The following is a 13,347-nucleotide window of genomic DNA, read 5'->3' on the forward strand; positions in this document are numbered from 1 at the left end:
AGCGTAATCCGGGGGGACGAGGCAAGCTGCAACACCCGGATTTCGCTTGCGCTCCATCCGGGCTAGGGCAGTCGTGCTTGAGGCGTTAACGCCTCAGAGCATGCCCAGCGCCTGCATGTAGGTCTCGAGAATCGTCTCGGCCTCGGCGCGCTCGTTCGGGTCCTGCTTGCGCATGCGCACGATGGTGCGCAGTGCCTTGACGTCGTAGCCGTTGCCCTTGCTCTCGGCATAGACGTCGCGGATATCGTCGGAGATCGCCTTCTTCTCTTCCTCCAGCCGCTCGATGCGCTCGATGATGGACTTGAGCTGGTCCTTGGCAAATTTCGTCGCGGGCTCGTCGTCGCGGACGGCGGCGGTGGTGGCCATCTTGGTACTCCAAATGGAACTGGCAAAACGAGGTGACGCCGGCATCCTCACCGCGCGTGCTGATAGACCCTTAGGGTCGGTCCCGACTGCGTTCAAGGCAGCATCGCGCTCGTCCACAGCGCGCCCACACCTTCCTGCGGCGAGGCCAAGAAAGCTGTTGTGTGATGCGACTCAGGACGTGGCTCGCAGGGCCGCTCAGTGCCCGTGGCCGTGGGGATGGACCTTCTTCATCGTCTCGAGCTGCTCGGGCGTGGCCGTGCCCTGGTATTTCGACTTCCAGGCTTCATAGGGCATGCCGTAGACGGCCTCCCGGCTCTCGTCCTTGCTCAAGGCGACGCCTTGGGCGTCGGCGGCTTCCTTGAGCCAGTTGGACAGGCAGTTGCGGCAGAAGCCCGCCAGATTCATCATGTCGATGTTCTGGACATCCGTCCGCGACTTCAGGTGATCGACCAGACGGCGGAACGCCGCCGCCTCGAGCTCCGTTCTGGTTTTGTCGTCGATTGCCATGGCTGTATCCCTTGGGCCTGCCCCGATGGCGGTCACCCTTACGGGATCAGGTGGGCCCTGTCACAGATTTTGCCATATCCCGGCGCAAACGGACCTGAACCCGGCCTTGGGGCAGTTCCCCGGCCCCCTACGCCAAATCGTCAATGATCTGATATAGCTTCCGCGACAATGATCGCCGAATCTCCCCGCTCCCCCCTTCGCATGCTCGCCCGGTTGGTCCCGGTGCTGGCGGTTGGCCTGCTGTGCTTGTGGAGCAGCCCGGCCTCCGCCGATTTCCGTCTCTGCAACAACACCTCGAGCCGGGTCGGCATTGCGCTCGGCTACAAGGACGCCGAGGGCTGGACCACCGAGGGCTGGTGGAACATCTCGTCCCGCTCCTGCGAGACGCTGCTGCGGGGAACGTTGGTCGCCCGTTACTATTACATCTACGCCATCGACTATGACCGCGGCGGCGAGTGGTCGGGGCAGGCCTTCATGTGCTCGCGCGACAAGGAGTTCACCATCCGCGGCACCGAGGATTGCCTCGCGCGCGGCTATGACCGGACCGGCTATTTCGAGGTCGATACCGGTGAGCAGCGGGCGTGGACGGTGCAGCTTACTGATGCCAACGAACAGCCGGCGCAGCAACGCGTACCCGGCCTGCCCGGTCCGGTTGGCCCGGGCGGGGTTCCTGGTTTGCCCAATAGCCCGCCCGGTGGTACGCCCCCCGCCGCGCCTGGCCTCCCGCCAGCTCCCTCGCCCCCGTCTGGAAATAAGCCATGAGGCGTCTTCGCCGTATCAAGATTCTCGCGACCCTGGGCCCGGCCTCTTCAGATCTCGCGATGATCCGCCGCCTGTTCGAGGCCGGCGCCGACCTGTTTCGCATCAACATGAGCCACACCTCGCATGACAAGATGCGGGAGCTGGTGGCGACGATCCGCAACGTCGAGAGCAGCTATGGCCGGCCGATCGGCATCCTGGTCGACCTCCAGGGCCCGAAGCTCAGGCTCGGCGCCTTCGCCGAAGGCTCGGTGCAGCTGCAGAACGGCCAGACCTTCACGCTGGATTCGGACAAGGCCCCGGGCGATACCACGCGCGTCCACCTGCCGCATCCGGAAATCCTGGCCGCGCTACGTCCCGGCCATGCGCTGCTGCTCGACGACGGCAAGGTGCGGCTGATCGCGGAGGAGACCTCGAAGGAGCACGCGGTGACGCGGGTCGTGGTCGGCGGCAAGATGAGCGACCGCAAGGGCGTCAGCCTGCCCGACACCGACCTGCCGGTCTCCGCCATGACGTCGAAGGACCGCGCCGACCTCGAGGCGGCGCTCGTCACCGGCATCGACTGGATCGCGCTATCCTTCGTGCAGCGCGCCGACGACGTGATCGAAGCCAAGAAGATGATCCGCGGCCGCGCCGCGGTGATGGCCAAGATCGAGAAGCCGCAGGCGATCGACCGTCTCGCCGACATCATCGAGGCCTCCGATGCGCTGATGGTGGCCCGCGGCGACCTCGGCGTCGAATTGCCGCTCGAGCGCGTGCCGAGCCTGCAGAAGCAGATGACGCGGATGGCGCGCCGCGCCGGCAAGCCGGTTGTGATCGCAACCCAGATGCTGGAGTCGATGATCCAGTCGCCGGTGCCGACCCGCGCCGAGGTCTCCGACGTCGCCACGGCCGTCTATGAGGGCGCCGACGCCATCATGCTGTCGGCGGAATCGGCGGCCGGCAAATTCCCGGTCGAGGCGGTCTCGACCATGAACCGCATCGGCGAGGAGGTCGAGCGCGACCCGATTTATCGTTCCGTGCTCACCGCGCAGCGCCCCGCGCCGGAATCCACCGCGGGCGATGCCATCGCCGACGCCGCGCGGCAGATCGCCGAGACGCTCGACCTTCCCGCCCTGATCTGCTGGACCTCATCGGGCTCGACCGCAGTGCGGGTGGCGCGCGAGCGGCCGAAGCCGCCGATCGTGGCGATCACGCCGAACATCACCGCCGGCCGCCGGCTCGCGGTGGTCTGGGGCGTGCATTGCGTGGTGGCGGAAGATGCGCGCGACCAGGACGACATGGTGAGCCGCGCCGGCCAGATCGCGTTCCGCGACGGCTTCGTCCGCGCCGGCCAGCGCGTCATCATCGTCGCCGGCGTGCCGCTCGGCATCCCCGGCACCACCAACATGGTGCGCATCGCCTCGGTCGGCCCCGAGGGCGACGCGAACATGTAGGCCCGCAGAGCGCGCCAAACAAAAAGTCGAAAAACAACCCCATGCAAAGTAGCCGGAAGGTCCGGCGAGCCTGCTGCGGTTTTGCGAAAAGGCTCGCTCAGCCAACGACCTGAGCGCCGTCAGGCCGGCTATTTCGTGCGCACGGCGATTTTACGCCCCAACGAGCGCCTTCGCGGTCGGCAGCAGCGTCTGCTGCACCACCAGACCGCGGGCGCGGGCGTCCATGACGCCGACCGCACGCAGCGCCAGCAGCGTCACGGTCTGCACCGCATCGCGCATCTTGACGGGATCGTCGAGATTGTCAGGCGCAAGCGGACCGACAAGGGCCTCATGCAGCGCGCCGAGCAAGGCGGTGGCGGCGAGCGCGGTGTCCTGCGCCGGCAGGTGACCGGCACGCACGGCGGCGTCGATCCGGGCGGCAATCTCGCCGGCAATCTCGCGCCGGCTGGCAAGGCGCGAGGCGCTGACATCGACATCGACAGGTTCGGCCAGAATGCCCCAGGCCAGCCGCCGCTGCGACAGGGTATGGACCGCCACGGTGGTGACGGCGGCCGCCAGCGCCGAGGACGGCCCCGGCGCGGCATCGGCCGCCCGGCGGATCGCCGCGAGCTCGTCGCGGGAGACCTCGGCAATGAGTTCGGAAATCAGCTCGGCCTTGGAGGGGAAGTAGCGGTAGACCGTGCCGGCCGCGACATTGGCCCGGACCGCGACCGGCGCGATCTGCACCGCCGCCATCCCGCCTTCCGCCGCCGTCTCCCGTGCCGCCGTCAAGATCGCACTGCGCCGCGCCGCAAGGCGCTTCACCACTTGATGCGTCCGCCGATAAACCATGGCGCGCTTCCTGTCCCACACGCCTGCCGCACGCCCTGCGGCTAAACGCTTCGTCACGTCAAAAGATGCAAATCGCCCCGCAAGGACTGAACAACTATTCAGGAAGGATGACAAGAAGCAAATGCGCGGGGCGCCGCTGCTCGCGGCCGCCTATGGCCACCGGATCGTCAAAGGCGAGCTTGCGGATCCGGCGTCTGGGTCCGCAGCGCCGGCTTCGTTACGGGCCTTGCCGGCCTCGCCCAAAAGAAAAGAGCCCCGTCAGGGACGAGGCTCTCAGAAATTCGCAGTTCGTCCGGTCTTACTTGAGGCCGGTCGAGATCGCGGTGAACTTGGTGTTCAGCGTGGTGCCGAGATTGTTGACGACGGTGATGATCGCCAGCGCGATGCCGGCAGCGATCAGGCCGTATTCAATGGCGGTGGCGCCGGATTCATCCTTCAGGAAACGCGCAACGAGGTTCTTCATAGAGTGCTCCAAATGAGTACACGAGGCTACAACTGATCTGGTCTTTTCGGCTTCCCAGCGCCGCCCGACCATGGAACCGAACGTAGAGGCAAAGAATTGCGCCGCAGTTAATTCGACTGCGTAAACACCGAACGGTTTGCGTGTATTCGCCGATGGTAAATTGGAATCTAAAACAATCCGTTAAATTTGTCGGGACATGAAACCGGCGTGGCCTGCCGGTTTACCCGAAGTTATGACCGCCCGTGGTCCAATGCCGCCCACTCGGACTGACACGCGACGAGATGAATCGTTCATCGCGCGTCAGGTGATCGCTCGAGCATGAACTTCTCGGAAAGCCGCACCACACTTTGCGCTTAACGCGGCCCTCCGGATCCAGATCGTGCCCGACCGACAAGAACAACAGGACGACGAGGCGGCATGTCCCTTTCCTTTGCCAACAGCATCGCGGCGCAGAGCCGCGCGAGGGCCCTGGTGCCGCTGTGCGTCGGTGCCGGCGTCTATCTGTTCTTCCTCTACCTCGGCGACACGCGGCTACAGGACTCCGACTCGTTCTGGCAGGTGAAGATCGGGCAATGGATTCTGGATCACCGCACCATGCCCACCACCGACTTCTATTCCTTCACGCGAACGGGCGCGCCATGGATCTCGACGTCGTGGCTGTCACAGGTGCTGTTCGCCTATTCCCATGCCCAATGGGACTGGGCAGGCCCCGTCATCCTCACCGCGGTCGCGGTCGCGATCACGGTCGCGATCTTCGTCCATCTGCTCGACGCGCAGATCGAGGCACCACGCGCTGTCCTGTTCGCGATGCTGGCGCTGCTGCTGTCGACCCATCACGTGCTGGCGCGTCCGCATATCCTGGCGCTGCCCGTCATGGTGGCGTGGGTCGGCCTGCTGATGGCGGCTGCCGACCGCAAGAGCGCGCCGTCCTGGTATTGGCTGCCGCTGATGGCGCTCTGGGCGAATTTGCATGGCGGCTTCGTGCTGGGCCTCGCGCTGATCGGCCCGATCTCGCTCGAGGCCGTCGAGCATGCCGAGAAGGGACGCCGGCTCCAGCTGTTCCTGCGCTGGGTGTTGTTCGGGATCGGCGCGCTGATCGCGAGCTGCTGCACGCCATATGGCTGGCGGACGCTGCTGGGCGCGACCAACATCCTCGGCCTCGGCGAGCTGCTGTCGCTGATCTTCGAATGGATGCCGGCGAACTTCTCCACGTTCACCCCATTCGAAGGCGCCCTGCTCGGCTTGATCGCATTCGGCTATTATCGCGGCCTGGTGCTGTCGGCGCCCCGGATCTTCCTGATCCTGTTCCTGACCTGGAGCGCGCTGACCCATATCAGGAGCATCGAGGCATTTGCGTTCCTGGTGCCGCTGGTGCTGGCAAAGCCGCTCGGCGAGCTGTTCCAGCGCCCGGCGCCTGACGCCGGTGCCGGGCGCTGGCCCGCCCGCTATGTCACCGCGCTCGGCGCGCTGATGATCGTGGCGGCGAGCTGGACCTCGACGTCGCTCTACATGGCGCACCACCGCTTCACCTTCACGACGACGCACACGCCGGTTGCGGCCGTCGACCTGCTCGAGCAACGCAAGGTGCAGCGCATCTTCAATGCCTACCAGTTCGGCGGTTATCTGATCTCGCGCGATATTCCGGTCTTCGTCGATGGCCGTGCCGAGCTCTATGGCGAGAAATTCGTCATGGACTTCTTCAAGGCGACGGAGGGCAAGAAGCCCGAATTGCTGCCGCGCCTGCTCGACGAGTACAAGATCGACGCGACGCTGCTGGTTGCCGATGCGCCGGGCCCGCAGATCCTCGACCAGCTCAAGGGCTGGAAGCGGATCTATACGGACGACATCGCCGTGATCCATGTGCGAGACCATGCGGACAGCTCGACCGCGACGCCTTCGAAGTGAGTACCTACTTGCGGGCGCGTATTCGTAACCGTGAGACGTCCTTCCAAATGCGACGCGGACTCGACCTGGCACACCGCGCTCAGACATCAGCGATCCCACGACATGTCTTCTTTTGACAGGCCGAGTTTGACAATCCCGGCTCGGTACGGCTCGGAGCGGTCGGTGGCGATCGCCGTTCTTGCGGTGCTGGCGGCCGTCTCGTTTCTGCCGGTGCTGCTGAGCCCCATTCCGGCGATGGTGGATTATCCCAATCACCTCGCCCGCATGTACATTCTGAGCCGGAACGGCACCGCCGACGCCAATCCGTATTACGAGGTGGCCTGGGCCTTCTATCCCAACCTTGGAATGGATCTGCTGGTCCCGCAGCTGGCGCGGCTGATGAGCGTCGAGAACGCCACACGGCTGTTTCTGCTGCTGAGCCAATTGCTGATCGTCGGGGGCGCGCTGCTGCTGGAATGGGCCCGGAAGGGGCGGGTTCATCTTGCCGGCTTCGCTGCGCTCGCTTTCCTCTACTGTCTGCCGTTCAGCTGGGGCTTCGTGAATTTCGAGTTTGGGCTCGGCCTCGCTCTCTGGGGCATCGCAATCTACCTGATGCTGGCCGAAGGCCCATGGCCGCTGCGTTTTGGCGCCAATTTGCTGTTCGTCGCTGCGCTGTATGCGGCGCATTTCTTCTCGCTCGGCATCTACGGCGCGACGCTTGGCCTCTACGAGCTCTCGCGCATTCGTCAGCAGCGTACATCGTACCTGGTTGCGGCCGCGCGACTCGGCGCGCTGGCCCTGCCGGCGCTCGTGTTGTTTGGGATCATGCAAATGACTGCGGGCTCGATCGGAAGCGAAGGGACGAGCTGGTTCCTCGGATTCAAGCCGATCTGGCCGTTGCGCATCCTGAACGGCTACAGCCTGACGGCATCGGCAGTGACCGGACTGGCGCTGATGATCCCGTTGCTTTTCGCCGCAAGGCGCGGCGTCCTCAAGCTCGAGCCGGCCGGGCTCTGGCTCGCGATCGGCTTTGCGCTGCTCTACCTGGTCATTCCCTCGAAGCTGTTCGGGACCGCCTTTGTCGACCTTCGCGTGATTCCCGCTGCAGCTCTGATCCTGCCGGCCTTCTGCTCGCTGTCGCTGCCCAGCCGTGCCTGGAGATCGGCTGCGCTCGCCGCGATCAGCGGCATCACACTGATCAATCTCGCCGTCGTCCTTGCGGTGTGGCTGCCTTACCGCGCCGACTATGCGGCCATGATCGCCTCGTTCCACAAGATCGATCGCGGCTCCCGCATCCTTGTCGGTAGCACCGGCGACAATGGAGACCCGCCCTTCGCCGATCTCACCTCGTATCCGATGTATTACGCGCCGACGCTGGCCGTGCACTATGCCAACGCGTTCGTGCCCAATTTATTCACGGAAGCGGGCAAGCAGCCGGTGCGGCCACGCGAGGCCGTGCGCCATCTTGCCATTCCCTACGGAGGGCCGGTGCCGTCGGAGCTGCTCACCGCGATTGCGACAGGCCAGCCGCCGGCGGATGTTCCGCCGTTCATCCGCACCTGGTACCAGGACTACGACTATCTCTATGTGCTCGGCCCGCCGGCCGCGAACCCGCTGCCGGATCTGCTGGAGGCGCTGGACACCTCGGAGCGATTTGTTCTCTACAAGATCCGCCGCAGATCCTAGACCGAAGCTGGGACTGCACCGCATGGTTAATCGGGGATCACCATCCCGTCCCGCCTCCCGCCCTCAGCCACCCCAGGGCCCTAGATCCTTAACGGTTGCGGCAAGGCGACCTTAACCACCGCCGAACTAGACTCCCGCCCCTGCAACCCAGCCGGAATCTCTCGCATGGCGGCCAATTCCAGATCGATCCGCTACAGCCTCGTCATCCCCGTGTTCAACGAGGAAGCCGTGCTGCCGGTCCTGCTGCGCCGGCTCGACCAGGTCTTGTCCCGGCTCGACGGGCCGGCAGAAGCAATCTTCGTCGACGACGGCAGCAAAGATTCCAGCTCGATCGTCCTTCAGGCGCTCGCCAAGCGCGATCCGCGCTTTCGCTATATCGGCCTGTCGCGAAACTTCGGACATCAGGTTGCCATCACCGCCGGCATGGACGCCGCGCAAGGTGACGCGATCATCGTCATGGACGCCGATTTGCAGGATCCGCCCGAAGTGATCGAGCAATTGATCGCAAAATGGCAGGAAGGCAACGACGTCGTCCACGCCCGCCGCCTGTCGCGCGAAGGCGAAAGCCGGTTCAAGCGTGCGACCGCGCATGTGTTCTACCGGCTTCTCGGCAGGATGTCCTCCGTCGGTATCCCCGCCGATGTCGGCGATTTCCGCCTGATCGATCGCAAGGTGCTCGACGCACTCAGGCAGATGCCGGAGCAGGACCGCTTCGTGCGCGGCATGATCGCCTGGCTCGGTTTCCGGCAGGCCGAGGTCGCCTTCCACCGCCTCGAGCGCGCCGCGGGCGAAACCAAATACCCGCTGTTCAAGATGGTGCGGCTCGCGGTGAACGCCGCGCTCGGCTTTTCCGATCTGCCCTTGCGGCTTGCGATCTGGTGCGGATTGACGGTGTCGGGACTGGCCCTGCTCTACGGCGGCTGGGTGATCCTGCTGTGGCTCAGCAAGGACAGCCATCTCGTGACCGGCTGGTCGTCGACGATCGTCGTCGTGTCCCTGCTGTGCGGAATCAACATGCTGATGACCGGAATCGTGGGGCTCTATGTCGGCCGCATCCATGCCGAGGTGAAACGCCGCCCGCTCTATGTGGTGCAGACGCGCGCCGGCTTCGATCGCAACGAGGCGGCGGCAGCACCTGCAATCCACGCCGTCAACGAGTGACCCGGCGCATGACTGAGCTCTTCGACGGTTATCACGCCAACTACCGTGACGTTGTCCAATCCTCGATCGACTTCTCCGGCTTGCCGCATGATTTCTTCATGCGTGCGAAGGCCGATCTGCTGGGCGATCTGATCGCGCAGCGGCTGAATACGGAGAGGCCCGACATGCTGGACGTCGGCTGCGGCGTGGGCAGCCTTCATCCGCTGCTGCACGGCATGGTCGGCCGCTTGAGCGGTATCGACGTCTCGTCGGCCAGCCTGGCGCAGGCCCGCGCGGCCAATAGCGAGGTCGACTACCGCGAGTTTGACGGGCGCACTTTTCCCTTCGAGGACGCCAGCTTCGATCTGGTTACGGCCATCTGCGTGATGCACCACATCCTGCCGGCCGAATGGACGCATTTCATCAGCGAGATGCGGCGGGTGGTGCGCCCGGGGGGGCTCGTCTGCGTGATCGAGCACAATCCGTACAATCCGCTGACACGTCTGGCCGTTGCGCGCTGTGAGTTCGACCGGGACGCCGTCCTGCTCAGTGCCGGCAAGACCCGAAAGTTGATGGCTGCGGGCGGCCTGCGCGAGATCGGCGCGCGCCATTTCCTGCTGCTTCCCTGGGACACCAAACCGGCGCGTCGCCTCGAAGATGCCCTGAGCGGCGTGTCGCTCGGCGGCCAATACGCGGCCTTCGGGTCCGCCTGACCTATCTTTGCGGCGTATCCCGCCGCTTGTGCACGACCGCCACGTCGTCGCTGTAGACGCGCTGCCACTGCGGCAGCCGGTCGAGCATCGCGACTGCCGGCGTCCGCGGCGCGAGCAGCGTCGCGTCGATGTTGTATTCGTCGAGCAGCTTGAGAAGATCTGCGAGGTCGACCAGCGCCAGGGCACGATTGTAGCGGTCGATGAACGGTCCCCCGTACAATTCGCCGCGACCATCGATGAAGGTGGGAATGCCGGCAAAGATCAAATAGCCGCCGAAGGAATAATCGTTGAGCACGCGCCCCGCCTTGGCAAGGTCGGCTTGCGCGATGGCAGCCTGGGGGGTGATGACGGGAGCCGGCCGAATGTCGCGCGCCAGCGCCGCTCCGCTCATTGCGATCAAGACACCGAACGCGGCCAGATTCAGGCCGCGCGACGCGCCCTCCGCATCGTCCGTGATCCGCCCGCCGAACCTCTGGCCCAACGGGGCCGCCAGATAGAGCGGCGCCAGCATGGCGAGCAGATCCGCATTGCGCACCTGCGCCAGTGCGAAATGAAGCAGGCCGATCACCACCAGGGCGCGCACGACCGGCAGCGTCACGCCGCGCGCGAGCGCGAAGATGCCCCCCAGCAGCAATAACTCGAAGCCGCCCAAGTGGCTGAAATCCTGCGGCCGCCATTCCCCGATCCAGGCGAGCGCGGAGCCGAGGCCGAGCGTCGTCAGCGGCATCAGCAGCGGTTCCGGCCCGTGCGGTGTCAGGCATGATGCTGCGAGGGCAAGCGCCGAGAATGGCAGCCAGCGCAGCAGCACGCGCGGCCATTCGCGTCGCTCCTCACGCAGCAGCGCCTCGAGCACCGCCGGGCCGATCAGCCCGAGCGCCAGCACGACGCTGCCATGCAGATTGGTCCACAAGACCAGCAGCGGCAGCGCCCAATATGGCGGAGGCCCGCCGCGATCCATGCAGCGCACCAGGGCAGCCGCCCAGGTCACCATCACCGGCAGCACGAGGACATGTGGCCGCGCCAGCATATGCGGCGCCAACAGGATGACGGCCGCGATCACCATGAGCAGCGTCAGGGCCGGCGAGAGCTCGCGCAGCAGGAAGAAGGTGAACAGGCCAAAGGCGAGCGCTATCGCGGCTGCCGCGACGACGACGACACCGGGCCAGCCGGACAATGCGTAGGCTCCGGCGTAGACGACTTCCGAGAGCCATTCGAACGTGATCCAGCGCGCGCCATGCTTCGAAAACGAAAAGGGATCGCTCTCCGGCAGGGTGCCATGCGCGATGATCCAGCGCCCGACCTCGATATGGGAATAGCTGTCGGGATCACCGAGCAGCCACGGCCCAACGATCAGCAGCAGGGCATAGACACCGAGGCCCACGGCCCAAGGGAGCGCTGCACGTGCCGAAAACGGTTGAACCGCGCTGTGGACGACCTGGTCAGTCATGGCGGGCCAAAATAGGACGCAAGCGTTAAGTTCTTCTTTAGTGATTCCCGCGTTTGCCCCGGAAGCCGCGCATCTCGCTCGCGCCGGCGACGCCCCGCATCCGCGAACCGCCGGCCAACAAAAAACGCGGCGTTTCCGCCGCGTTTTGCAATCTCATCTGGCGCTCGCGATTACGCCTGCGGCTGCGGCTCCAGGCCGGGATCCGCATCGGGCCGCGGGCGCGGCGACTTGCCGGCCGGGGGCACCGCGGAGGCGCGCGGCGTGCTCGGCTCGAGCACGGACTCGCGGTTCGGCTTCTTGCCCTTGAGCAGATCGACGATCTCGTCGCCGCTCAGCGTCTCGAACTCGAGCAGGCCCTTGGCGAGCGCTTCGAGATCGGCGCGCTTCTCGGTGAGAATACGCGTCGCTTCGTTGTAGCCCTCTTCCACGAAACGCCGGATCTCGGTGTCGATCTTCTGGACCGTCGCCTCCGATGCGTTCTGGGTGCGCGACACCGACATGCCCAGGAAAACCTCGTCCTGGTTTTCGCCATAGGACACGGTGCCGAGCGCCTCGGACAGGCCCCAGCGCGTCACCATCATCCGGGCCAGGCGTGTCGCCTGCTCGATGTCGGAAGACGCACCCGAGGTCACCTTCTCGCGGCCGAAGATCAGCTCTTCGGCGACACGGCCGCCCATCATGATCGCGAGCCGCGAGGTCATCTGCTCCAGCGACATCGACAGCTTGTCGCGCTCGGGGAGCTGCATGACCATGCCGAGCGCACGGCCGCGCGGAATGATGGTCGCCTTGTGGATCGGGTCGGTCGCGACGACGTTGAGGCCGACGATGGCGTGGCCGCCCTCGTGATAGGCCGTCAGCAGCTTCTCTTCCTCGGTCATGACGAGCGATTTGCGCTCGGCGCCCATCATCACCTTGTCCTTGGCCTCTTCGAACTCGGCCTGCGTCACCATCCGCTTGTTGCGACGGGCGGCGGTCAGCGCAGCCTCGTTGACGAGGTTCATCAGGTCGGCGCCGGAGAAGCCCGGCGTGCCGCGCGCGATGGTCTTGAGGTTGATATCGGGGGCCAGCGGCACCTTGCGGACGTGGACCTTGAGGATCTGCTCGCGGCCGACGACGTCGGGGTTCGGCACCACGACCTGGCGGTCGAAGCGGCCCGGACGCAGCAGCGCGGGATCGAGCACGTCGGGACGGTTGGTCGCGGCGATCAGGATCACGCCCTCGTTGGCCTCGAAGCCGTCCATCTCGACCAGCAACTGGTTGAGCGTCTGCTCGCGCTCGTCATTGCCGCCGCCGAGACCGGCGCCACGATGACGACCGACCGCGTCGATTTCGTCGATGAAGATGATGCAGGGTGCGTTCTTCTTGGCCTGCTCGAACATGTCGCGGACGCGGCTCGCGCCGACGCCGACGAACATCTCGACGAAGTCAGAGCCGGAGATGGTGAAGAACGGCACGTTGGCTTCACCCGCGACCGCACGCGCGATCAGGGTCTTACCGGTGCCGGGAGGGCCGACCAGCAGCACGCCGCGTGGAATGCGGCCGCCGAGGCGCTGGAATTTGCCGGGATCGCGCAGGAATTCGACGATCTCCTGAAGGTCCTGCTTGGCTTCGTCCACACCGGCGACGTCTTCGAAGGTGACGCGGCCATGCGCTTCGGTCAGCATCTTGGCGCGCGACTTGCCAAAGCCCATCGCCTTGCCGGCGCCGCCCTGCATCTGCCGCGACAGGAAGATCCACACGCCGATCAGGGCGATGAAGGGCAGCCAGGAGACCAGCAGCGAGACGAACCACGGCACGTTGTCGCCGGGCGGCTTCGCGGTGATCTGCACCTTGCTGTCGTACAGGCGCTTCACCAGCGTCGGGTCGCTCGGCGCATAAGTCTGGAAGCTGGAGCCGTTGGTGAAGGTGCCGTGAATGTCCGGCCCCTGGATCACGACGTCGCGCACATTGCCGCGGTCAACCTCGCTCAGAAGCTGCGAGAAGGCGATGTCCTGCGAGGAGGCCCGCTGACCCGGATTCTGGAAGAGCGTGAACAACGCCAACAGCAGCAAGACAATGATGACCCAGAGGGCGAAATTGCGCAGATTGGCGTTCATCGATCTTCCTTCGTGGTCG

At 65.4% G+C, this 13,347-nt stretch carries 12 protein-coding genes; 6 read left to right on the top strand and 6 right to left on the bottom strand.

Annotated features, from left to right (window positions below):
• Positions 1 to 93 precede the first annotated feature (93 nt).
• A complete protein-coding gene (locus tag AABA84_RS18300) occupies positions 94 to 366 on the bottom strand; it encodes a DUF2312 domain-containing protein (protein WP_094976882.1) in 273 nt (90 codons plus the stop codon).
• 195 nt (positions 367 to 561) lie between these two features.
• Complete coding sequence (locus tag AABA84_RS18305; RefSeq protein WP_212248730.1) at positions 562 to 873, bottom strand: DUF1244 domain-containing protein; 312 nt, start codon at positions 871 to 873, stop codon at positions 562 to 564.
• 168 nt (positions 874 to 1,041) lie between these two features.
• Between AABA84_RS18305 and AABA84_RS18310 the strand changes: the two genes are divergently transcribed.
• Positions 1,042 to 1,635: a DUF1036 domain-containing protein gene (locus tag AABA84_RS18310; RefSeq protein WP_212248729.1), complete on the top strand. Its 594-nt coding sequence runs from the start codon at positions 1,042 to 1,044 to the stop codon at positions 1,633 to 1,635.
• Positions 1,632 to 3,068, top strand: coding sequence for a pyruvate kinase (gene pyk / locus AABA84_RS18315; protein WP_212248728.1), 1,437 nt, complete (start codon positions 1,632 to 1,634; stop codon positions 3,066 to 3,068). The genes AABA84_RS18310 and pyk overlap by 4 nt, the downstream gene beginning before the upstream one ends.
• A gap of 150 nt (positions 3,069 to 3,218) precedes the next feature.
• Here pyk and AABA84_RS18320 read toward each other — a convergent pair whose 3' ends face one another.
• Entirely contained in the window at positions 3,219 to 3,899 is a 681-nt protein-coding gene (locus tag AABA84_RS18320) for a TetR/AcrR family transcriptional regulator (RefSeq protein WP_026201906.1), read from the bottom strand.
• A gap of 298 nt (positions 3,900 to 4,197) precedes the next feature.
• Complete coding sequence (locus AABA84_RS18325) at positions 4,198 to 4,362, bottom strand: Flp family type IVb pilin (RefSeq protein ID WP_018317786.1); 165 nt, start codon at positions 4,360 to 4,362, stop codon at positions 4,198 to 4,200.
• 417 nt (positions 4,363 to 4,779) lie between these two features.
• Here AABA84_RS18325 and AABA84_RS18330 point away from each other — a divergent pair, with 417 nt between their 5' ends.
• From AABA84_RS18330 to AABA84_RS18345, 4 genes are all read left to right on the top strand, one after another.
• Positions 4,780 to 6,267, top strand: a complete 1,488-nt coding sequence (locus AABA84_RS18330) for a hypothetical protein (protein ID WP_338312666.1) — start codon at positions 4,780 to 4,782, stop codon at positions 6,265 to 6,267.
• A 102-nt stretch (positions 6,268 to 6,369) separates the two neighbouring features.
• Entirely contained in the window at positions 6,370 to 7,932 is a 1,563-nt protein-coding gene (locus AABA84_RS18335) for a hypothetical protein (protein WP_338312667.1), read from the top strand.
• Between the two features lie 165 nt (positions 7,933 to 8,097).
• Entirely contained in the window at positions 8,098 to 9,093 is a 996-nt protein-coding gene (locus AABA84_RS18340) for a glycosyltransferase family 2 protein (protein ID WP_338312668.1), read from the top strand.
• Positions 9,094 to 9,101: 8 nt separating this feature from the next.
• Positions 9,102 to 9,785: a class I SAM-dependent methyltransferase gene (locus tag AABA84_RS18345; protein WP_212248724.1), complete on the top strand. Its 684-nt coding sequence runs from the start codon at positions 9,102 to 9,104 to the stop codon at positions 9,783 to 9,785.
• Position 9,786: 1 nt separating this feature from the next.
• Here the strand turns inward: AABA84_RS18345 and AABA84_RS18350 are convergent, their stop codons facing one another.
• Complete coding sequence (locus AABA84_RS18350; protein ID WP_338312669.1) at positions 9,787 to 11,232, bottom strand: hypothetical protein; 1,446 nt, start codon at positions 11,230 to 11,232, stop codon at positions 9,787 to 9,789.
• Positions 11,233 to 11,402: 170 nt separating this feature from the next.
• Positions 11,403 to 13,328 (bottom strand): ATP-dependent zinc metalloprotease FtsH, encoded by a 1,926-nt coding sequence (gene ftsH / locus AABA84_RS18355; RefSeq protein WP_018317780.1) that lies wholly within the window; start codon positions 13,326 to 13,328, stop codon positions 11,403 to 11,405.
• Between the last annotated feature and the right edge of the window lie 19 nt (positions 13,329 to 13,347).

Source organism: Bradyrhizobium sp. TM239 (assembly GCF_036247985.1).
Classification (GTDB): domain Bacteria; phylum Pseudomonadota; class Alphaproteobacteria; order Rhizobiales; family Xanthobacteraceae; genus Bradyrhizobium; species Bradyrhizobium ottawaense.